We start from the raw sequence: 19,877 nt of genomic DNA on the forward strand, positions 1-19,877 counted from the left end.
CCGAGCTCGGGCATGAAGCCCTGGACGGCGGCCAGGACCGCGTAGTCCCCGCAGCCCGGACACCAGCGGACCTCCTGGTCCGACTTGAAGTCCTTGGCGGCGAGTTTCGCCTCCGCCCTGGGGATCAGGCTCAGTGCCTCAGTCATCGATGGCCTCCTTCAGGACCGTGGCGAGCTGCTCGGCCTTGAACGGCATGCCGTTGACCTGGGTGTGGGAGCGGGCGTCCACCAGGTACCGGGCGCGGATGAGGGTGGCGAGCTGGCCGAGGTTCATCTCGGGGACGACGACCCGTTCGTAGCGGGCGAGGAGGTCGCCGAGGTTTCGCGGGAAGGGGTTGAGGTGGCGCAGGTGGGCCTGCGCGATCGCCTCTCCGTCCCGGCGCAGCCGCCGGACTGCGGCGGTGATGGGGCCGTAGGTGGAGCCCCAGCCCAGGACGAGGGTGCGGGCGCCGTCGGGGTCGTCGGCCTCCAGGTCCGGGACCTCGATGCCGTCGATCTTGGCCTGCCGGGTGCGGACCATGAAGTCGTGGTTGGCCGGGTCGTAGCTGATGTTGCCCGTGCCGTCCTGCTTCTCGATCCCGCCGATCCGGTGCTCCAGACCCGGCGTGCCCGGGACCGCCCAGGGGCGGGCCAGGGTCCCGGGGTCCCGCTTGTAGGGCCAGAACACCTCGGTGCCGTCGGGCAGCGTGTGGTTGGGGCCCGTCGCGAACCGGGTGCGCAGGTCGGGCAGTTCGTCGGGGTGCGGGACGCGCCAGGGTTCGGAGCCGTTGGCGAGGTAGCCGTCGGAGAGGACGAAGACCGGGGTGCGGTAGGTGAGGGCGATACGGGCGGCCTCGAGGGTGGCGTCGAAGCAGTCGGCGGCCGTCCTGGGGGCGACGACGGGGACGGGGGCCTCGCCGTTGCGGCCGTACATGGCCTGGAGGAGGTCCGCCTGCTCGGTCTTGGTCGGCAGTCCGGTGGACGGCCCGCCGCGCTGGATGTCCACGATGAGGAGGGGCAGTTCGAGGGAGACGGCGAGGCCGATGGTCTCCGATTTGAGGGCGACGCCCGGGCCGGAGGTCGTGGTGACGGCGAGCGAGCCGCCGAAGGCCGCTCCGAGGGCGGCGCCGATGCCGGCGATCTCGTCCTCGGCCTGGAAGGTCCGTACTCCGAAGTTCTTGTGCCTGCTCAGCTCGTGCAGGATGTCCGTCGCCGGGGTGATCGGGTAGGAGCCCAGGTAGAGCGGCAGGTCGGCGGCGTGCGCGGCGGCGATCAGGCCGTAGGAGAGGGCCAGGTTGCCCGAGATGTTGCGGTAGGTGCCGGGGCGGAAGGCCCTGGTCGCGGGGGCGACCTCGTAGGAGACGGCGAAGTCCTCGGTCGTCTCGCCGAAGTTCCAGCCGGCCTTCAGGGCCGCCACGTTCGCCTCGGCGATGCCGGGCTTCTTCGCGAACTTCTTCCTCAGGAAGGACTCCGTGCCCCCGGTCGGGCGGTGGTACATCCACGACAGGAGACCGAGGGCGAACATGTTCTTGCTGCGCTCGGCCTCCTTGCGGGAGAGCCCGAAGTCCTTCAGGGCCTCCACCGTCAGGGTGGTCAGCGGGACGGCGTGGACGCGGTAGGCGTCCAGGGAGCCGTCCTCCAGCGGGGAGGTCTCGTAGCCGACCTTGGCCATCGGGCGCTTGGTGAACTCGTCGGTGTTGACGATGATCTCCGCACCGCGCGGCACGTCCGCGATGTTGGCCTTGAGCGCCGCCGGATTCATCGCGACCAGCACGTCCGGCGCGTCACCGGGCGTGAGGATGTCGTGGTCCGCGAAATGCAGCTGGAACGACGACACGCCCGGCAGGGTCCCGGCGGGGGCCCGGATCTCGGCGGGGAAGTTCGGCAGCGTCGAGAGGTCGTTGCCGAAGGACGCCGTCTCCGAGGTGAAACGGTCACCCGTCAGCTGCATACCGTCACCCGAGTCACCCGCGAAACGGATGACCACGCGGTCGACACGGCGGGTCTGGGTAGTCGTCGCCATGTCAGGCGGCGTTCTGCTCTTCGCGGCGCAGCTCCGGCTCGTGCTTGTAGCCCAGGATCAGCACGTCCCGGACCGCCGCCTTCGCCGGGTCGACGGCGTGGATCGGGCGGACGGCGTGGAGGATCCGGGCGTCGGCCCAGAACATGGTGTCCATCTGCTCGGTCAGGCAGAACTCGGCCACGAGGTCCTTCTCCAGGCTGTAGACCTGGGACTCGCCGCCCCGGGCGTTGAAGCGGCCCATCAGGTGGATCGCGCCGAAGTCGACCTCGTCGCGGTGCGGGCCCTCCGGGGTGGGCTCCCCCGTCTCGTCGGGGGTGCTGATGATCCGGAACTGGTGGCACTGGACGTCCCAGGGGTCGTCCAGCCAGGAGTCCTCGGGAACGGGGAACTTCGCGAAGTCGGCGCGCAGGAGCCGGGTCAGCAGCGGGTTGTCCAGGGTGGCGCGGCTCAGCGGTGCCACGTCGCGGTCGATGCCGCCGGCGTAGTCGTTGGCGTTCATCGACTGGAAGTAGGGGCGGTGCGGGCGCAGCCGGACCTCTCCGGTGCGGGGCACGAAGAAGAAGCGGTCGTAGGCGCGCTCGCGGAAACGGGAGCCGCCCTTCAGGTACTGGTCGGTCTCCAGGTGCTCCCATTCGGCGGCCAGTTCCTTGACGTGCTGCCGCAATTCGGCATCGATGACGAGCCGGTCGGCCGGCAGCAACGAATATCCGTTGGCCCGCAGTTCTTCCCGTGCTTCGCTCTGCATTGTTGGCTCCTCCACGCCGGATCTCACGCACTGCTGCTCCGCCGAGGCTCCCACAGCACTGCTGACGCTGAACTGACCGGTCCGGCGGGTCAGGAGGGCGTCAGCAGACCGTCACGGGCGCTGTGCTTCACTCGACCGGTATGACGGATCAATTAGTGGCCTCGCCCAGGTCGGAACGCCGGACGGTCCTGGAAGAAATCGTCGTGGCGGAATTCAAGACCGCGCTGCTCATGCCCGATGAGGAGGAGCTGCCGCTGGAGGACAGCTTCTTCGAGCTCGGCATGACGTCCTTGCTGCTCACCATGGTCAAGCAGCGGCTGGAGGAGCGGCTGGGGCGGGGCATCAGCAGCACGGCCCTGTTCAATCAGCCCACCGTCGAGCGGCTGACCGACTATCTGGCCTCGGACGTCCTGGCCGACATCTTCGAAGCGAATTGAGAGGGGCGGCCGCCATGCCCGGAACTCCGGAAGAGCGGAATCTACAGGAAAGGCTCGAAGCCGCGGAGGAGACCGTCCGCAGGCAGGAAACGGAGATCGGGCGGTTCCTTTCCGAGAAGCACGAGCCGATCGCCGTGATCGGTATCGGAATGCGCCTTCCCGGCGGGAACAATTCCGTTGACGAGCTCGATTCCTTTCTCCGGGAGGGGCGTTCCGGTATCGGCCCGCTGCCGCGCGACCGCTGGGTTCCGGAGGTGGCCGACGGTTCGATCACCGCGGTCGCCGGTGGTTTCCTGGACCGTATAGACGAATTCGACGCGCAGTTCTTCAACATTCCGCCGAAGGACGCTCCCTTCGTCGATCCGGCGCAGCGGCTGCTGATGGAGACGGTGTGGCGGGCCCTGGAGGACGCCGGCATCGACCCGGCCGGACTGCGGCACGGCGACGGCGGCGTCTACGTGGGCGCTTCCCCGCTGGACTTCGCGCTGGAGCTGGAGGGGCTCTCGGACGAACAGCTCGACGGGAGCCTGACGACCGGGCTGGGCGCGTACTCCCTGTCGGGGCGGCTCTCGTACTTCCTGGGCTGGCGCGGCCCGAGCCTGACGACGGACACCGCGTGCGCGGCGTCGCTGACGGCCCTGCACCTGGCGGTCGAGGGGCTGCGGCGCCGCGAGTGCGGGATCGCGTTGTGCGCCGGGGTGAACACCCTGCACAACCCGCGCTCGTACGTGATCCTCTCGCACGCGCAGATGCTGGCCCCGGACGGGCACTGCAAGACCTTCGACGAGAGCGCCGACGGCTACGCGCGCGCCGAGGGCTGCGGGGCGCTGGTGCTCAAGCGGCTCTCCGACGCGCTGGCGGACGGGGACCGGGTGCTGGCGCTCGTACGCGGGACCGCGATCGGGCAGGACGGCGAGAGCGCGGGCCTGAGCGCGCCCAACGGCACGGCGCAGGAGGCCGTGATGCGGGCGGCGCTGGCCGACGCGCGGCTCGAGCCGGGCGACATCCAGTACGTGGAGGCGCACGGGACGGGGACCCCGCTGGGCGACCCGATCGAGCTGGGCTCCGTCAACGGGGTGTTCGGCGCCTCGCGCGACCGGGAGGACCCGCTGGTCATCGGCTCGCTGAAGGCCAACCTCGGGCACATGGAGCCCGCGGCCGGGCTGGGCGCGGTCATCAAGGTGATCACGCAGATGCGGGCGGGGGCCTTCTTCCCGCACGTGTGGCGGAACCTGTCCGGGCGGATCCCCTGGGAGAACTACCCGATCGAGGTGGCGGACGCGGAGCGGCCGTGGAAGGCCCCGGTGCGCCGGGCCACGGTCAACGGCTTCGGGGTCGCCGGGGCGATCGCGGTGGCGGTGATGGAGGAGCCCCCGGCGGCGGCGGGCGCGGTACCGCCGGCTCCCCCGGAGCGGGAGGGGCGCGGGCACGTCTTCACGCTGTCCGCCAAGTCGCGGCCGGCGCTGCGGCTCCAGGCCCGCCGGTACGCCCGCTTCCTCGCGGAACACCCGGACACCGGCCTCGCCGACCTGTGCCGCACCCGGGCCACGGGCCGCTCGCACTTCCGCCACCGGGCGGCGGCGGCCGTGTCCTCCACCGCCGAGCTGGCCGGCCACCTGGAGCGGTGGGGTGCGCCGCCCCGGGGCGAGGAGAAGCCCGACGCGTTCCGCAAGACGGCCTTCCTGTTCACCGGCTCCGGTTCGCAGTACGTGGGCATGGGCCGGGCCCTGTACGGCCGGTTCGCCGTGTTCACCCGGTGCGTCGACGAGTGCGACGCGCTGTTCGCACCGCTGCTGGGGCGTTCCGTGGCGGCGGTGATGTTCGGTGACGCGCCGGACGCCGAGGAGACCCTCGCCCGTACGCCGTTCACGCACGCGGCCCTGTTCACGCTGGAGTACGCGCTCGCCCGGCTGTGGCTGTCGTGGGGGGTGCGGCCGAGCGTGCTGATCGGGCACAGCGTCGGCGAGATCGTCGCGGCGACGGTGGCCGGGCTGTTCACCCTCGCCGACGGGGTCGCGTTCCTCGCCGCCCGTTCCCGGCTGATCGAGTCGGAGGGCGTCCCCGGCTCGATGGCGGCGGTGTCGGCGCCCGTGGAGGAGGTCCGGCCGCTGCTGGAGCGCTGGCCGGAGCTGGCCGTGGCGGCGGTCAACGCCCCGCAGCAGTGCGTGGTGTCCGGCGGGACCGGGGCGCTGGCGGAGGCGGTGGACGCGCTGCGCGCGGCGGGGTGGACGGTGACGGAGCTGCACGTGACGTCGGCGTTCCACTCGCCGCTGATGGCCGGGGTGTCCGAGCCGCTGGCCGAGGTGCTGCGCGGGATCGCCTTCCACGAGCCGCAGCTGCCGATCGTGTCGAACCTGACGGGGCGGATCGCCGATCCCCGGGAGCTGGCGACGCCCGGGTACTGGGTGCGCCACGTCAACGAGACCGTCGAGTTCGCGGCGGGGGTGCGCACGGTCGCGGAGCGCGGCCGGCACGTGTTCCTGGAGGTGGGGCCGTCCTCGGCGCTGACCTCGCTGGCCCGGCGCTGCGTACCGCAGGAGCAGCACCGCTGGCTGACCAGTCTGCGTTCGAAGGACACCGCGGGCGCGGCCCTGGACACCGCGCTGGCGGGCGCGTACGCGGCGGGGCTGAACATCGACTGGGGCGCGGTGCACGCGGACGGGCCGGGGCGGCGGATCGCGCTGCCCGGGTACGCCTTCGACCGGCGCGAGTACCGGCTCCCGGCCCGCCCGGCCGGGCGGCGCGGGGCAGGCGGCGACGGGCACCCGCTGCTCGGCCGGGAGGGCGAACAGGCCGGCGGGACACGGGAGTTCACGGCACGGATCAGTGCCGCGCAGCCCGCGTACCTGGCGGACCACACCATCGGCGGCCAGGCCTTCCTGCCCGCTTCGGCCTATCTGGAGCTGCTGCTCGCGGTACAGGACGAGGTCCACGGGGACACCGGCCGGGCGGTGGAGGACGTCCGCTTCCACGAGGCGCTGTTCCTGTCGGACCGGCCGGTGCTGCTGGTGACCCGGGTGCGGACCGCGCCCGACGGGAGCCTGGCGGTGGAGGTCTCCAGCCGGGCCGCGGACGGGCCCGAAGGCGCCCGGCGGATCCACGCCACGGCCGTCATCGCGGCCGAGGCCGACTACGCGGGCAGCGGTCTCGCGGGCCCGGGCCGGACGCTGCTGGCCCTGGCGGGGGCGCTGGAGGACGACGAGCCCTCGCGGGTGCTGGACGGCGGCGAGGTGAAGGCCGCGTACGCCGAGGCCGGACTGGAGTACGGGCCGCAGTTCCTGCGGGCCCGCAGGGTCGCGGCGTACGGCCCGGACTTCGCGGTGACGGAGCTGTCCGGCGCGGGCCTGTCCCGGGCCGAGCTGCTGCCGCCGCCGCTGCTGGACGGGGCGACGCACGCCCTGGCGGCACTGGCCGACGACGGCCGCCGGTACGTGGCCACCAGCGCGGGCCGGCTGCGCGCCTTCAAGAAGCCGCGCGGGCAGGTGCTGCGCTCCGCGGCCCGGGTCACGCGCGCCGCGGACCCGGAGGCGGCGGACCCGGCGTTCACCCTGGACGTGCTGCTGCTGGAGGAGGACGGCCGGCCGGTGGCGGAGCTGTCCGGGATGGGCTTCACCCGGCTGCCGGACCGCCCGGTGGAGGCGGCGGCCGCCGAGCGGACGGCGCGGGCGGCGGCCTCGGCCGCACCGCTGGACGTGGAGGCGCTGGCGGCGGCCGCGCCCGGGGAGCGCAGGACGGCGCTGGTCGCCCTGGTCCGCGCGACGGTGGCGGCGCTGCTGGCGATCGACGACCCGGAGTACGTCGACACCCGGGCGGGCTTCCTGGAGCTGGGCGTGGACTCGCTGACGGCGATCGTGCTGAAGAACCAGCTCCAGACGCTGCTGCGGATCCCGCTGGTGTCCTCCGCGGTCTTCGACCACCCGTCGGTGGAGGAGCTCGCCGAGCTGCTGTCCGTACGGCTGGCCGCCGACGCGGTACCGGCCGGGGCCGCCGTGCCCCCGGCGGCCTGACCTCCCACCCCCTCGACCCCGTGAGCGACCAAGACAAGGGAACCCCATGGACAACCGTACGGAGGACCGGACCCTCGCCGCCCGCGCGGCGCTGCACGCCCGGACCCGGCCCGACCGGCCCGCGGTGATCTGCGAGGACCGCGCGCTGACCTTCGCCGAACTGCACCGGGAGAGCAACCGGACCGCACACGCGCTGCTGGCCGCGGGCCTGGCGGCCGGGGCGCGGGTGGGCTATCTGGGCCGGGAGTCGGAGCGCTACTACGACCTGGCGCTCGGCTGCGCGAAGGCGGGCGTGGTGCTGGTGCCGGTGAACTCGCGGCTCACCGTCGGCGAGGTCGAGCACGTCCTGCGCGACTCGCGGGCGGAACTGCTCTTCGTGGAGCGGGAGTTCCGCCCCCTGGTGGACAGGCTGCGGGCGGTGCTGCCCGAGCTGCGGCAGGTCGTCGAGTCGGACTCCGACGGCCATGTGGCGGGCGGGTTCCTCGACTGGAAGGCGGGGCTGCCGGACACGGAACCGCCGGAGGCCGGCGGGGCCGGCTTCGACGACCCGGTCGCGCAGCTGTACACGAGCGGGACGACCGGGCTGCCGAAGGGGGTGGTGCTGGCGCAGCGGACCTTCTTCACCTTCATCGCCGACACCCGGGCGGCCGGGGTGGACTGGATCGACTGGCGGCCCGAGGACCGGGGGCTGAGCTGCTTCCCGGGGCTGCACACGGCCGGCTTCGGCTGGTTCATGCACTCCTTCAACGCGGGCGCCACCACGGTGGTCATGCGGCAGTTCGTCGCCGACGAGGCGACCCGGCTGATCGAGCGGCACGCGGTCACCACCCTGTGGGCGGCGCCCGCGATGCTGCGGATGATGCTGGCCGAGCGGGGGACGACCCGCGAGACCTTCCGCTCGCTGCGCAAGGTGGTCTACAGCGGTTCGCCGATCGACCGGGAGCTGTTGCTGACCTGCATCGACGTACTGGGCTGTGAGCTGGCGCAGGGCTACTCCTCGGCGGAGGCGGGCAGTTTCCTGACCGTTCTGGCGCCGGAGGACCACACCGCGGACAGCCGGGTGCTGGGGTCGGCGGGCCGGGCCGTGCCCGGTGTCGGGCTGCGGATCCTGGACGGGGAGGGCCGGGAGCTGCCGGCCGGCGAGGTGGGCCGGGTGGTGGTCAGGAGCCCGGCGCGCTTCCTGGAGTACTGGCGGCTGCCGGAGGTGACGGCCGACGCCCTGTCGGGGGAGTCCGGGGAGTGGCTGTCGATGGGCGACATGGGCCATGTCGACGCGGACGGCTACCTGTTCCTCGCCGACCGGGTCAACGACACCGTCATCGTCGCCGGCCAGAACATCTATCCCACGGAGGTCGAGAACGCGCTGCGGGCCCACCCGGCGGTGGCGGAGGTCTCCGTGTACGGGGTCCCGCACCCCGATTGGGGTGAGGCCGTCCGTGCCGCGGTGGTGCTGCGCGAGGGCGCCGGGGCGACCCCGCGGGAGTTCCTGCGGTTCCTGAACGGCCGGATCGCCGGGTTCAAGATCCCGACGGGGTACGACATCGTCGCCGAGCTGCCGCGCAATCCCACCGGGAAGGTGCTGCGGCGGGTGCTCCGGGAGCGGTTCACCGGGGGCCGGTCCCCCGCCGGGTCCCCCGCCCCGGTCGGGTAGCCGCCGTGGACGCCGTACGGGGTCCCGGACCTCCGGGCCCGCTGCCCGAGGTGCAGGGCGCGTCGCGGTGGCTGCACCCGGCCGACGCCGAACCGGACGCGGAGTCGCGGCTGTTCCTGCTGCACCACAGCGGGGGCGGCGCCTCGATGTACCGGGAGTGGCCGGAGCGGCTGCCCGGGTCGGTGGCCTGCCAGGCGGTGCAGCTGCCGGGGCGGCAGGAGCGGCGGCGCGAGGCTCCGTACAGCCGGCTCGGTCCGCTGGTGGAGGCCCTCGCCCGGGTGGTGTCGGACGAGCTGGACGAGCGCCCCTACGCGGTGTTCGGGCACTCGATGGGGGCGCTGCTGGGCTACCGGCTGACGGTGGAGACCGAGCGGCGGGGCCTGCCCGCGCCGGTGCTCCTGGCCGTGTCGGGGTGGGCCCCGGAGGGGTTCTCGGCGCCGGCGGCGCTGTCCGCGGACCCGCTGGAGGCGCTGCGCCTGCTGGGCGGGCTGCCGGAGGCGGTCGCCGACGATCCGGAGCTGCTTGCGGGGGCGGTCCGCGCGATGGGCGCGGACGGCTCGGTGTGCGCGGACTTCTCGGACGACGGGGCGGCCGTGGGCTGTCCCGTCGTCGCCTACTCCGGGCGCGGGGATCCCCTCCTCGCGCCCGGCGCCATGCGGTCGTGGGCCGGGCGGACGCCGGAGTTCCTGGGGTGCCGGACCTTCCCCGGGGACCACTTCTACCTGAGCGCCCACGCCCGTGCCATCACGGCCGACCTGGCCCAGCTGCTGCCGCGGTACGCCGCGGGGCGCTGAGCGGGCGGCGTTCCAGCGGAACCCGGAGGTACCCCGTCATGCTGCCCCGACCCAATGAACTCCTCGCGCGCTACGTCGCGTTGTGGAACGAGAAGGACGAGCGCCGCAGGCGCGACATGGTGCACGGCCTGTACGCGCCGGACTGCGTCTACGTGTTCTACCGCAAGGATCCGATCCGGGGGCACGCGGCGCTCCTGGACCAGCTGGCCTACACGCACGAGGTGTACGGCCCGATGGGGTACGAGTTCCGGTCCTCGAACAACGCGACCGGCCACCACGACGTCGTCCGGTTCAACTGGGTGATGGTGTCGGCGGCCACGGGCGAGATGGAGATGTCCGGTCAGGACATCGTCGTGCTCGCCGAGGACGGTCGAATTCAGGCCGACTACCAGTTCCACGACAGGATGCCCTCGTCGTTCTCGTACAACGACGGGTACGAGGAGCACGGCGTGGCCGTACGGCACGCGCGGCCGACCCGTGCCGGCGCCGGCGGCCCCTGACGTGGACCGCCCCCGGACGCGCTCCGGCCCCGCGGCATCCCAGTGCCGCGGGGCCGGGCGCGTCGCCTTCGGGCCGTCAGAGGCTGGCGGCCGCCATGGCGTTCGGCGCGTACTGGCGCAGGACCAGCTCGGTGGTGGCCAGGGCCATGCGGGCGGGGCCGGCCTCGCCGAGGACCTCGCCGTTGGCCAGGGTGCCGCCGACGATGAGCATCAGTGTGTCGGCGAGGGCGTCGGGGTCCTCGGCAAGGGCCTCGACGCCCTTGTCGCGGAACCAGTTGCGCAGGCCCTTGAGGTGCAGCTTCGCCTCCTGGCGGCCCGGGTGTCCGGGCTCGCGGAACTCGCTGGAGGTGTTGTAGTAGATGCAGCCGTGGAAGTCGGGCTCCCGGACGCTGGCGTGGAAGAACTCCATCAGCGCGAGGATCTGGCGGGCCGGGTCCCCGGGGTAGGGGGCGGTGACCTCCTCGGCCTGCTCCCACCACTTCGCGTCGCTCTCGCGCAGCCAGGCCGCGATCAGTTCGTCCTTGCTGGCGAACTCGCGGTAGAGGAGGCTCTTGCCCACTCCGGTCGCGTCGATCACCTGCTGCATGCCGACGGCCCGGACCCCCTGCTCACCGAAGAGTTTGGCCGAGGCTTCCAGGATCCGCCGCCTCGTGCCTGGTGCCGGTGTGCGCGCCATGTCTCAACTCCTTCGCCTCTCCCCCGCGGTTCCCAGCATACGTTTGACACCGGGGTTTGTGAGCGCTAGAAATGGACCGATCAGTCCTGGACTGATCGGTCCATCACTTGTTCCGTAGCGCGTTCCCAGAGCGTTTCCGTAGAGCTCACTGCTTCCGACGACACTCCGATCGGAGTCTGATCATGACCGAGGCATCCCCGACCTCTCCTCCCATCGCACGGGTGGTACCGCCCGCCCCCGCCGTCAAGAGCCTGCCCCTGCTGCTCCTGGTCGTGTGCGCGGTGCAGTTCCTCGACGCGATGGACATCGCGAGCATGGGACCGGCCCTCCCCCTGGTCCAGGCGGACCTGGGGATGTCGACCTCCGCACTCCAGTGGGTCGTCTCGGCGTACGCGCTGGGCTTCGGCGGGTTCCTGCTCCTGGGCGGCCGGCTGGCCGACCTCTACAACCGCAAGAAGCTGCTGATCGGCTGGCTGGTGGTGTTCGTCGTCGCCAGCGTTCTCGGCGGCATCGCCGACGACGGCGTGGTCCTGGTCGTCGCCCGTCTCCTCAAGGGCGTCAGCGCGGGCATCACCGCTCCCGCCGCGATGGCGATCCTGCTCGACGCCTTCCGTGACGAGCAGTCACGCAACCGCGCCCTGGGCACCTTCCTGGCCGTGGCCTCGGCCGGCTACTCCCTCGGCCTGATCCTCGGCGGTCTGATGGCGGGCGTCTCCTGGCGGCTCGTCCTGTTCGCCCCGGCCGTCGCCGGTGTGCTGGTCGCGATGCTCGCCGCGTCGGTCGTCCCCTCGCAGCAGGAGAAGGGCAGGAGCGGCAGCCTCGACATCCTCGGCGCCGTCACGGTGACGGCGGGCGCGGTGGCCCTGGTCTACGGACTCAGCCGGGCCGCCAGTGACGGCTGGGCCGACGCCCAGACCATCGGCTCGCTGATCGCCGCCGCCGTCCTCTTCCCGCTGTTCGCCGTCGTCGAGAGCCGTCACCCGGCCCCGCTGGTGCCGCTGTCGGTCTTCCGCAAGGGCCAGCTGACCCGGTCCCTGATCGCGATGCTCTTCTTCGGCGCCTACGTCTCCTTCCAGTTCGTACTGACCCTCTACTACCAGGAGCAGCTGGGCTGGTCCCCGCTGGAGGCCGGCCTGGCCTTCCTGCTCGGCGGCGTGCTGACCGCGGGCACCGCCCGCTACGGCGCCGCGCTGGTCACCAAGTACGGTGCCTGGCCGGTCGCGACCGGCGGCCTGGTCCTGCTGAGCATCGGCTACCTCGGCTGGGTCCTGCTGATGGGCCAGGTCGACCCGCTGGTCACGCTGTTCGCGCAGCAGCTCCTCGGCGGCCTCGGCTTCGCCGCCGTCTACCCGGCACTGAACATCGCCGCCGTCGGCACGGCCTCGCCGGACGAGCAGGGCCTGGTCTCGGGCCTGTTCAACGCCGGCGCGCAGATCGGCAACGGCGTGGTCATCGCGCTCACCGCGACCGTCTTCTCGCTCAGCACCGGCGGGATCGCCCCCTACCGGGCCGGCCTGTGGACCGTCACGATCCTCACCCTCGGCGTGACCCTCGTGGCCCTGGCGGGCGCCGCCCGCTACCGCCAGAAGGCCGCCGCCTGACCGGAGGGGGCGCCGCCGCGGCGGCGCCCCCTCCCCCCGATCGGCCGTGCAGCACGTCCGGCGCACCCATTGGATCCCCCGCATCCGGTGCCGGGCGTGTTGCACGGCCTTTGTCGTGTTTGCACGTCCGTACGGCATTCCGACCGATGGAGCGCGGGGGCTTCATTGACATGCTCCCACCTGAGCAAGTACGGTCGGGACCGATCGGTCCACTAGGAATTCAGAGCATCACCAGCTCGCACACGACACCGTTCTCTTTCCATCTCGCGGGGAGATGTTTGTGTTGCTGTTCTCAGTCCTGGGATCCATAGAGATAATGAAACAGAGAGTCGCCGTCAGGCTCGGCGGCGCCATGCAGCAGACGCTCCTGGCGACCCTGCTCGCGGCCGGCGGATCGCTCGTCACCGTCGACTCCCTCATCCTCGAACTGTGGGGGACCACACCCCCCAACAAGGTCGAGAACGCCCTTCAGGCGCAGGTCAGCAGGGTCCGCAGGACCCTCGCCGCCGTGGAGCCCGAACGCCAGGGCTCGCGGGTGGTGACGAGCACCTCCGGCTACCAGTTCCTCTTCGACCGGTGGGAACTCGACGCCTACGTGTTCCTCGACACCGTGGACGCGATCCACGCGCGCTCGGGGACGGACACCCTCTCCGACCACCGCCAGAACATCACCGACCTCCGCGAGGGATTATCCCGCTGGCGCGGCCCGGTATTCGGCGGACTGGCCGGCGGCCCTATCTGCCGGACCGCCTCCACCCGATATCTGGAGGCGCGGAATTCGGCGCTCATTCTGCTTTACGATCTAGAACTCCGCACCGGCGGCCACGAACGGATCCTCCCGGAGCTGACCGAGCTGTACTCGCGCAACCCGAACCACGAGCAGTTCTGCATGCTGCTCATGCGCGCCCTGTACCGCTCGGGCCGGCAGCTCGACGCGCTGACGGTCTACCGCCAGTGCCGGCACAACATGATCGAGTCCCAGGGCATCGAGCCCTCCCCCGTCCTGAGCCAGTACGAGCGGGCGATCCTCACCCACGACCCGATGCTGCTCCAGGACGAGCCCTACTGGCCGGTGCCGGCCCTCGTCGCGGGCTAGCCGGGAGCCCCGCGATGGGCGACTTCCTGCTGCTGGTCGCGCACGGCAGCCGTGACCCCCGGCACGCGCGGACGGTGCGCGCGCTCACCCGGCGGATCCGGTCGGCGAGGCCCGGACTGCCCGTCACCGCGGCCTTCCTGGACTTCGACGCGCCCTCCGTACCGGGCGGGCTGGAACAACTGGCCCGCCTCGGCGCCCGGAGCGTGGTGGTACAGCCCCTGCTGCTGGCCCGCGCCTTCCACGCCTCGGTCGACCTGCCCGGCGCACTGCGCCGGGCGCCGTCGTCCCTGACGGTGCGCCAGGCCCGCGTACTGGGCCCGGACCCGCTGCTGACCGCGGTACTGGAGCGCCGGCTGTACGAGGCCGGCCTCGGCCCGGGGGCGCGTACGGCGACCGCCGTGGTCCTCGCGGGCGCGGGCACGACCGACCCGGAGGCGGCCGCCTCGTTCGCCGGGATCGCCCGGCGGTGGCAGCGCACCGGATGGCGGGCCGTACGGCCCGCGTTCGCCTCGGGCGGCGCCTTCCCCCGCACCGAGGACGCCGTACGGGCGCTGCGCGCCGAGGGCGCGGAGCGGATCGCGGTGGCCCCGTACGTCCTGGCACCGGGCCGGCTCCCGGACCGGATCGCGGCGGGCGCCGCCGGAGCCGGGGCGGACCACCTGGGCGCCGTGCTCGGCGCCGCTCCGGAACTGGCGCGGCTCGTACTGCTCCGGTACGACGCCGCCCGGGCTAGGCCTGACGCCCTCGCCCTCACGGGCTGACGCGGGCGCCGGGCGCTCCGGGCGGCGGGTCAGCCGCGCAGGCCGCGGCGGCGCAGCATCCGCCGCTCCGCCGGGGCGAAGACCAGCAGTTCGACGGCGACTCCGACCAGCAGGATCAGGATGATGGCCAGGAAGATCCGGGCCATGTCGGAGGTCTCGCGCCCCGATTCCAGCAACTGGCCGAGGCCGAGGCCCAGATCGGGGGAGCTGGCGATGATCTCGGCGGCCATCAGGGACCGCCAGGAGAAGGCCCAGCCCTGCTTGAGCCCGGCCAGGTAGCCGGGCAGGGCGGCCGGCATCACGACGTACCGGGCGCCGCGCAGGCCGCTGGCGCCCAGCGAGCGGCCTGCGCGCAGGAACAGCGGCGGGACCTGGTCGATGCCGGAGACCAGGCCGTTGGCGATGGAGGGGGTGGCGCCGAGCAGGATGACGGCGTACATCATCGAGTTGTCCAGGCCCAGCCAGAGCACCGCCGGGGGCACCCAGGCCACCGAGGGCAGGGACTGCAGGCCGGACAGGACCGGGCCGACGGCGGCGCGGACGAACCTCACCCGGGCCACGACCAGGCCGAGCGGGGTACCGATGGCCAGGGCCAGCAGGAAGCCCGACAGGCCGCGCCAGACGCTGGTCCAGAGGACGTCGAAGAGGGTGCCCTTGAACCAGAGGTCGGCCAGGCTGTCCCAGACCGCGGACGGCGGCGGGAGGATGTAGGCGTCGGTGACCCCGGCCAGGGTGAGGACCTGCCAGGCCGTCAGCACCAGGACCACGGCCGTGAGCGGGGGCAGGGCCTTGGCCAGGAGCACCCGGCGCAGCGGGGTGCGGGCTCCCTGGCGGGTTTCGAGCGCGTCCAGCCCGGCCAGCTCGTTGGCGGCGGTCCGGGGCCTGAGTTCACGGGGCCCGAGTTCAGTGGCGGCCATGGCGGCGGATCTCCCCTCGCAGGTGTTCGGTGATCTCCAGGGACAGGTCCGCGACCGCCGCGTCCTCGATGCGGCGCGGCTGGTCCAGGTCCACGGCCCATTCGCGGGCGACGCGTCCGGGGCGGGAGGAGAGGAGGACGACGCGCTGGGCGAGGCGGACGGCCTCGCGCACGTTGTGGGTGACGAAGAGGACCGAGAGCCCGGTCTCCTGCCAGATGCGGGTGAGTTCGCCGTGCAGGACGTCGCGGGTGATGGCGTCGAGGGCCGCGAAGGGCTCGTCCATCAGCAGGAGGCGGCTGTCCTGGGCGAGGGCGCGGGCGAGGGCGACGCGCTGGCGCATGCCGCCGGAGAGTTCGTGGACGCGCTTGCCGTGGGCGCCGCCGAGGCGGACCAGTTCCAGCAGCCGTTCGGCCTCGGGCTTGCGGTCGGCCTTGGCGACCCCGCGCAGCCGCAGGGCCAGCTCGATGTTCTTGCCGGCGGTGAGCCACGGGAAGAGGGCGTGCTCCTGGAACATCAGGGCCGGACGGCCGAGGGTCTCGATGGTGCCGGCCGTCGGCGAGTCCAGGCCGGCCACCAGGTTGAGCAGGGTGGACTTGCCGCAGCCGGAGGCGCCGAGGAGGGTGACGAACTCTCCGGGAGCGAGATCGAGGCTGATGTCGTCCAGGACGAGCTGCGGTCCGGCCGGGCCGGAGAAGGACTTCGAGACGTGCTCGATGCGTACGGCCGCACGGGCCGTGGCGGTGCTGTGCTCCGCGTTGATCAGGGCGGTCGCCATCGCGGGTCACCTTCCTTGGTCGGCGGTGCCGAGACCCGCGTGGTCGACGGTGGGCTTGTGCAGGGAGCCGAGGACCGCGTTGAGCGGTCCGAGGTCGTAGATGCCGTCGAGGTCGGGCCGTTCCAGGAGCCCGGCCGCGACGGCGTGGTCGGACTGGGCCTTCAGGGTGGTGGCGAGGGGGTCGTCGGTGACGAGGATCCCGGGCCAGGCCGCGTCGACGACCTCGGGCTCCAGCTCCTTGCCGCTGAGGGTCTTCAGGGCGGCGTTGGCGGAGGCCTTGGCCCGGTCCGGATCGGCGTTGATCCACTCGTTGGTCCGCACCGTGCCGCGCAGCACGGCCTCGACCACGTCCCGGTGCTCCTTGAGGAACTTCTGCGAGACGACGACGTTCGTGATGACGAACTTCCCGCCCGGCCACAGGTCCCGCTCGTCGAGCAGGACGGCGGCACCCTCGGCGACGAGCTTGGACGCGGTCGGCTCCGGCACCCAGGCGCCGTCGACGGCACCGGAGCGGTAGGCGTCGGGGGTGACGGTGTTGTCGGTGCGGACGACGGAGACGTCGCCCCGGCCGCCGGCCGCGTCGACCTTCCAGCCGCGTGCGGCGATCCAGTGGAGGAAGGCCACGTCCTGGGTGTTGCCGAGCTGCGGGGTGGCGATCCTCCTGCCCTTCAGGTCGTCGAGGGTCTTGATCTTGTCCGGGTTCACGACGAGCTTGACGCCGCCGGAGGCGGAGCCGGAGATGATCCGCAGGTTCGAGCCCTTGGACTTGACGTAGCCGTTGACGGCGGGCGAGGGCCCGATGAAGCCGATGTCGACGGAGCCCGCGTTCAGGGCCTCGATCTCGGCGGGGCCGGCGTTGAAGGTGGTGGTCTTCAGGACGGTCCCGCCCAGCTCCCGCTGGATCAGGCCCTCCCGTACGCCGACCAGGGCGGTGGCGTGGGTCAGGTTGGGGAAGTAGCCGACGCGGACCCCGGCGGCGGAGAGCTTCTCGGCGCCGGCGGCGGCCGCCGGGGCCGCGTCCGGGACCCTGACCGCCCGGGATCCGTAGCCGCAGGAGGTGAGGGCGGCGGCGAGCAGCAGGGCGAGGGCCGCGACGGGTCGGGGCCGGCGCAGGAGGTGGGGGCGGCGGCGCGGTGGGGGCATCGTCAGAGGGTCCATTCGTTCTCGTGCCCGGTGAAGGCCTCGCCCGCCATGCCGGCGGTCAGGGTGGTTCCGTCCGAGGGGTCGATGAGGAGGAACGACCCGGTGCGGCGGGAGTCCGCGTACGCGTCGAGCGCGAGGGCCTCGCCGGTGCGGACGACGACGCGGCCGATGTCGTTGGCCACCAGCCGGCCGGGGTCGAGGTGCTGGGACAGGTCCGCGAGGGTCAGCCGGGACGGGATCTCCCTGACGATCGCCTTGACCGTGCGGGTGGTGTGCTTGAGGAGGACGCGCTGGCCGACGGCGAGGGGCCGGTCGGCGACGTGGCAGACGGTGGCGACGACGTCCTGCGTGGTGGCCGGGGCGGCCCCCTCGGGGGCGATGAGGTCGCCGCGGGAGACGTCGACGTCGTCGGCGAGGCGGACCGTGACGGACTGCGGGGCGCAGGCCGCCTCTACGGGGACCCCGAGGGCGTCGATGCCCTCGATGACGGACGTACGGCCCGAGGGCAGGACGGTGACGGCCTCGCCGACGCGCAGGACGCCGGAGGCGATCTGGCCCGCGTAGCCGCGGTAGTCGGGGTGCTCGGCGGTCTGCGGGCGGATCACGTACTGGACGGGGAGGCGGGCGGGTCCGGCGGTCAGCCCGTCGCTGACGGGGACGGTCTCCAGGTGCTCCAGGACGGTCGGGCCGCCGTACCAGTCCATGTTCGCGGAGGGCTCGACCACGTTGTCCCCGGCCAGGGCCGATATGGGGACCGCGGTGACGTCGTGGAGGCCGAGGCGGGCGGCGTAGCCGTTGAACTCGGCGGTGACGGCGGCGAAGACGCCCTCGTCGTAGCCGACGAGGTCCATCTTGTTGACGGCGAGGACGACGTGGGGGACGCGCAGGAGGGCGGCGACGGCGGCGTGCCGGCGGGTCTGCTCGATGACGCCGTTGCGGGCGTCGACGAGGACCACGGCGAGGTCGGCGGTGGAGGCGCCGGTGACCATGTTCCGGGTGTACTGCACGTGCCCGGGGGTGTCGGCGAGGATGAACCGGCGGCGGGCGGTGGCGAAGTAGCGGTAGGCCACGTCGATCGTGATGCCCTGCTCCCGCTCGGCCCGCAGGCCGTCGGTCAGCAGCGCCAGGTCCGGGGCGTCCTGGCCGCGGTCCTGGGAGACCCGCTCCACGGCCTCCAGCTGGTCGGCGAGGACCGATTTGGAGTCGTGGAGGAGCCGTCCGACCAGGGTGGACTTGCCGTCGTCCACGGACCCGGCGGTCGCGAAGCGCAGCAGCGTCGTCGTGTCGTCCATGGTTAGAAGTACCCTTCGCGCTTGCGGTCTTCCATCGCGGCCTCGGACAGCTTGTCGTCGGCGCGGGTCGCGCCCCGCTCGGTGAGGCGGGACACGGCGATCTCGGCGATCACGGCGTCCAGGTCGGCGGCGTCGGAGTCGACGGCACCGGTGCAGGACATGTCACCGACGGTGCGGTAGCGGATCCTCCGGCGCTCCACGGGTTCGGACTCCTTCGGCCCGCCCCATTCGCCGGCGGTGAGCCACATGCCGCCCCGCTGGAAGACGTCCCGCTCGTGGGCGAAGTAGATCTCGGGGAGCTCGATGCCCTCGCGGGCGATGTACTGCCACACGTCCAGCTCGGTCCAGTTGGAGAGCGGGAAGACGCGGACGTGCTCGCCGGGCGCGTGGCGGCCGTTGTAGAGCTGCCACAGCTCGGGGCGCTGGCGGCGCGGGTCCCACTGGGAGAACTCGTCGCGCAGGGAGAACACGCGCTCCTTGGCGCGGGCCTTCTCCTCGTCGCGGCGGCCGCCGCCGAACACGGCGTCGAACTTCAGCTGCTGGATCGCCTCGGTCAGCGGGACGGTCTGGAGCGGGTTGCGGACGCCGTCGGGGCGCTCGCGGAGCTTGCCGGCGTCGATGTACTCCTGGACGGAGGCCACGTGCAGGCGCAGGCCGTGCTTCTCGACGGCGCGGTCGCGGTAGGCGAGGACCTCGGGGAAGTTGTGCCCGGTGTCCACGTGCAGCAGCGAGAACGGCACCGCCGCCGGCGCGAACGCCTTCAGCGCCAGGTGCAGCATGACGATGGAGTCCTTGCCGCCGGAGAACAGGATCACCGGCTTCTCGAACTCGCCCGCCACCTCACGGAAGATGTGCACCGCCTCCGACTCCATGGAGTCCAGGTGGTTCAGCGCCCTCGCGGCCCTGTTGATGGGGATGACGGTGGTCACGCGAGACCCCTCTGTTCGAGCAGCGCGAAGAGCGCGGCTGCGGATTCCCGGACGGTCTGCGTGTGCGACTCGATCCGCAGGTCCGGGTCCTGCGGTGCCTCGTAGGGGTCGTCGACGCCGGTCAGACCGGAGATCTCGCCCGCCGCCTGCTTCGCGTACAGGCCCTTCACGTCGCGCTCGGAGCACACCTCGACCGGGGTCGCCACGTGCACCTCGACGTATGTCGTCCCGGCGGCCGCGTGCCGCTTCCGAACCGCTTCGCGGCTGTCGGCGAAGGGCGCGATGACCGGGACGAGCGCCTTCACGCCGTTGCTGGCGAGGAGTTCGGCGACGAACCCGATCCGCTGCACGTTGGTGTGCCGGTCCTCACGGCTGAAGCCCAGACCCGCCGAGAGGAACTCGCGGATCTCGTCCCCGTCGAGCACCTCCACCCGGTGGCCCTCGGCGCGCAGCCGCCCGGCCAGCGCGTACGCGATCGTGGTCTTGCCCGCGCTGGGCAGACCGGTCAGCCACACCGTGGCTCCCTGGCCGGTCACGCTCATCCGCTTCTCC

17 protein-coding genes and 1 pseudogene are annotated in these 19,877 nt (G+C 72.6%); 8 read left to right on the top strand and 10 right to left on the bottom strand.

Annotation, left to right across the window (positions count from 1 at the left end; genetic code table 11):
• The 3 genes and pseudogenes from ACZ518_RS38655 to ACZ518_RS38665 form a co-directional block, all read right to left on the bottom strand.
• Positions 1 to 146 (bottom strand): annotated as a pseudogene (locus ACZ518_RS38655) (2-oxoacid:ferredoxin oxidoreductase subunit beta); the annotation flags it as partial.
• Positions 139 to 2,001 carry a 2-oxoacid:acceptor oxidoreductase subunit alpha gene (locus ACZ518_RS38660; protein ID WP_469117714.1) on the bottom strand — a complete coding sequence of 621 codons (1,863 nt, stop codon included), beginning with the start codon at positions 1,999 to 2,001 and terminating at the stop codon, positions 139 to 141. The pseudogene ACZ518_RS38655 and the gene ACZ518_RS38660, both read right to left, overlap by 8 nt.
• Position 2,002: 1 nt before the next feature.
• Positions 2,003 to 2,746 carry a 2OG-Fe dioxygenase family protein gene (locus tag ACZ518_RS38665; protein ID WP_469117715.1) on the bottom strand — a complete coding sequence of 248 codons (744 nt, stop codon included), beginning with the start codon at positions 2,744 to 2,746 and terminating at the stop codon, positions 2,003 to 2,005.
• A 140-nt stretch (positions 2,747 to 2,886) separates the two neighbouring features.
• On the opposite strand from ACZ518_RS38665, the gene ACZ518_RS38670 reads away from it, so the two are divergent.
• From ACZ518_RS38670 to ACZ518_RS38690, 5 genes are read left to right on the top strand one after another with little or no spacing between them, the layout of a single operon-like run.
• Positions 2,887 to 3,183, top strand: coding sequence for an acyl carrier protein (locus ACZ518_RS38670; RefSeq protein WP_469117716.1), 297 nt, complete (start codon positions 2,887 to 2,889; stop codon positions 3,181 to 3,183).
• Positions 3,184 to 3,197: 14 nt separating this feature from the next.
• Entirely contained in the window at positions 3,198 to 7,190 is a 3,993-nt protein-coding gene (locus ACZ518_RS38675; protein WP_469117717.1) for a type I polyketide synthase, read from the top strand.
• A gap of 46 nt (positions 7,191 to 7,236) precedes the next feature.
• A complete protein-coding gene (locus ACZ518_RS38680) occupies positions 7,237 to 8,841 on the top strand; it encodes a long-chain-fatty-acid--CoA ligase (protein WP_469117718.1) in 1,605 nt (534 codons plus the stop codon).
• 5 nt (positions 8,842 to 8,846) lie between these two features.
• Positions 8,847 to 9,635, top strand: coding sequence for a thioesterase II family protein (locus ACZ518_RS38685; RefSeq protein ID WP_469117719.1), 789 nt, complete (start codon positions 8,847 to 8,849; stop codon positions 9,633 to 9,635).
• Positions 9,636 to 9,673: 38 nt separating this feature from the next.
• On the top strand, positions 9,674 to 10,135 hold the full coding sequence (locus ACZ518_RS38690; RefSeq protein ID WP_469117720.1) for a nuclear transport factor 2 family protein: 462 nt from the start codon (positions 9,674 to 9,676) through the stop codon (positions 10,133 to 10,135).
• A gap of 76 nt (positions 10,136 to 10,211) precedes the next feature.
• Here the strand turns inward: ACZ518_RS38690 and ACZ518_RS38695 are convergent, their stop codons facing one another.
• Positions 10,212 to 10,811, bottom strand: coding sequence for a TetR/AcrR family transcriptional regulator (locus ACZ518_RS38695; protein ID WP_469117721.1), 600 nt, complete (start codon positions 10,809 to 10,811; stop codon positions 10,212 to 10,214).
• Between the two features lie 182 nt (positions 10,812 to 10,993).
• Between ACZ518_RS38695 and ACZ518_RS38700 the strand changes: the two genes are divergently transcribed.
• The 3 genes from ACZ518_RS38700 to ACZ518_RS38710 all read left to right on the top strand — a co-directional run bounded on the left by ACZ518_RS38700 (position 10,994) and on the right by ACZ518_RS38710 (position 14,269).
• Positions 10,994 to 12,412, top strand: a complete 1,419-nt coding sequence (locus ACZ518_RS38700; protein ID WP_469117722.1) for an MFS transporter — start codon at positions 10,994 to 10,996, stop codon at positions 12,410 to 12,412.
• 316 nt (positions 12,413 to 12,728) lie between these two features.
• On the top strand, positions 12,729 to 13,508 hold the full coding sequence (locus tag ACZ518_RS38705) for an AfsR/SARP family transcriptional regulator (protein ID WP_331719299.1): 780 nt from the start codon (positions 12,729 to 12,731) through the stop codon (positions 13,506 to 13,508).
• Positions 13,509 to 13,522: 14 nt separating this feature from the next.
• Complete coding sequence (locus tag ACZ518_RS38710; protein WP_469117723.1) at positions 13,523 to 14,269, top strand: sirohydrochlorin chelatase; 747 nt, start codon at positions 13,523 to 13,525, stop codon at positions 14,267 to 14,269.
• Positions 14,270 to 14,298: 29 nt separating this feature from the next.
• On the opposite strand, the gene ACZ518_RS38715 is transcribed toward ACZ518_RS38710, so the two are convergent.
• From ACZ518_RS38715 to cysC, 6 genes are read right to left on the bottom strand one after another with little or no spacing between them, the layout of a single operon-like run.
• Positions 14,299 to 15,186 carry an ABC transporter permease gene (locus ACZ518_RS38715; protein WP_469117724.1) on the bottom strand — a complete coding sequence of 296 codons (888 nt, stop codon included), beginning with the start codon at positions 15,184 to 15,186 and terminating at the stop codon, positions 14,299 to 14,301.
• On the bottom strand, positions 15,173 to 15,961 hold the full coding sequence (locus tag ACZ518_RS38720) for an ABC transporter ATP-binding protein (protein ID WP_469117725.1): 789 nt from the start codon (positions 15,959 to 15,961) through the stop codon (positions 15,173 to 15,175). The genes ACZ518_RS38715 and ACZ518_RS38720 overlap by 14 nt, the downstream gene beginning before the upstream one ends.
• A gap of 6 nt (positions 15,962 to 15,967) precedes the next feature.
• Entirely contained in the window at positions 15,968 to 17,104 is a 1,137-nt protein-coding gene (locus ACZ518_RS38725) for an aliphatic sulfonate ABC transporter substrate-binding protein (protein WP_469117726.1), read from the bottom strand.
• 2 nt (positions 17,105 to 17,106) lie between these two features.
• Positions 17,107 to 18,396, bottom strand: a complete 1,290-nt coding sequence (locus ACZ518_RS38730; RefSeq protein WP_469117727.1) for a sulfate adenylyltransferase subunit 1 — start codon at positions 18,394 to 18,396, stop codon at positions 17,107 to 17,109.
• A gap of 2 nt (positions 18,397 to 18,398) precedes the next feature.
• Positions 18,399 to 19,325: a sulfate adenylyltransferase subunit CysD gene (gene cysD, locus ACZ518_RS38735; RefSeq protein ID WP_469117728.1), complete on the bottom strand. Its 927-nt coding sequence runs from the start codon at positions 19,323 to 19,325 to the stop codon at positions 18,399 to 18,401.
• Positions 19,322 to 19,867, bottom strand: coding sequence for an adenylyl-sulfate kinase (cysC, locus tag ACZ518_RS38740; protein ID WP_469117729.1), 546 nt, complete (start codon positions 19,865 to 19,867; stop codon positions 19,322 to 19,324). Before cysC ends, cysD begins: the two co-directional genes overlap by 4 nt.
• Positions 19,868 to 19,877 lie beyond the last annotated feature (10 nt).

The sequence above is a fragment of the Streptomyces sp. NPDC033966 genome, from assembly GCF_055575955.1.

Coding starts and splice junctions, on each gene's coding strand:
- ACZ518_RS38660 (WP_469117714.1), bottom strand. CDS start 2,001: ATGGCGACGACTACCCAGACCCGCCGTGTCGACCGCGTGGTCATCCGT.
- ACZ518_RS38665 (WP_469117715.1), bottom strand. CDS start 2,746: ATGCAGAGCGAAGCACGGGAAGAACTGCGGGCCAACGGATATTCGTTG.
- ACZ518_RS38670 (WP_469117716.1), top strand. CDS start 2,887: ATGACGGATCAATTAGTGGCCTCGCCCAGGTCGGAACGCCGGACGGTC.
- ACZ518_RS38675 (WP_469117717.1), top strand. CDS start 3,198: ATGCCCGGAACTCCGGAAGAGCGGAATCTACAGGAAAGGCTCGAAGCC.
- ACZ518_RS38680 (WP_469117718.1), top strand. CDS start 7,237: ATGGACAACCGTACGGAGGACCGGACCCTCGCCGCCCGCGCGGCGCTG.
- ACZ518_RS38690 (WP_469117720.1), top strand. CDS start 9,674: ATGCTGCCCCGACCCAATGAACTCCTCGCGCGCTACGTCGCGTTGTGG.
- ACZ518_RS38695 (WP_469117721.1), bottom strand. CDS start 10,811: ATGGCGCGCACACCGGCACCAGGCACGAGGCGGCGGATCCTGGAAGCC.
- ACZ518_RS38700 (WP_469117722.1), top strand. CDS start 10,994: ATGACCGAGGCATCCCCGACCTCTCCTCCCATCGCACGGGTGGTACCG.
- ACZ518_RS38705 (WP_331719299.1), top strand. CDS start 12,729: ATGAAACAGAGAGTCGCCGTCAGGCTCGGCGGCGCCATGCAGCAGACG.
- ACZ518_RS38710 (WP_469117723.1), top strand. CDS start 13,523: ATGGGCGACTTCCTGCTGCTGGTCGCGCACGGCAGCCGTGACCCCCGG.
- ACZ518_RS38715 (WP_469117724.1), bottom strand. CDS start 15,186: ATGGCCGCCACTGAACTCGGGCCCCGTGAACTCAGGCCCCGGACCGCC.
- ACZ518_RS38720 (WP_469117725.1), bottom strand. CDS start 15,961: ATGGCGACCGCCCTGATCAACGCGGAGCACAGCACCGCCACGGCCCGT.
- ACZ518_RS38725 (WP_469117726.1), bottom strand. CDS start 17,104: ATGCCCCCACCGCGCCGCCGCCCCCACCTCCTGCGCCGGCCCCGACCC.
- ACZ518_RS38730 (WP_469117727.1), bottom strand. CDS start 18,396: ATGGACGACACGACGACGCTGCTGCGCTTCGCGACCGCCGGGTCCGTG.
- cysC (WP_469117729.1), bottom strand. CDS start 19,867: ATGAGCGTGACCGGCCAGGGAGCCACGGTGTGGCTGACCGGTCTGCCC.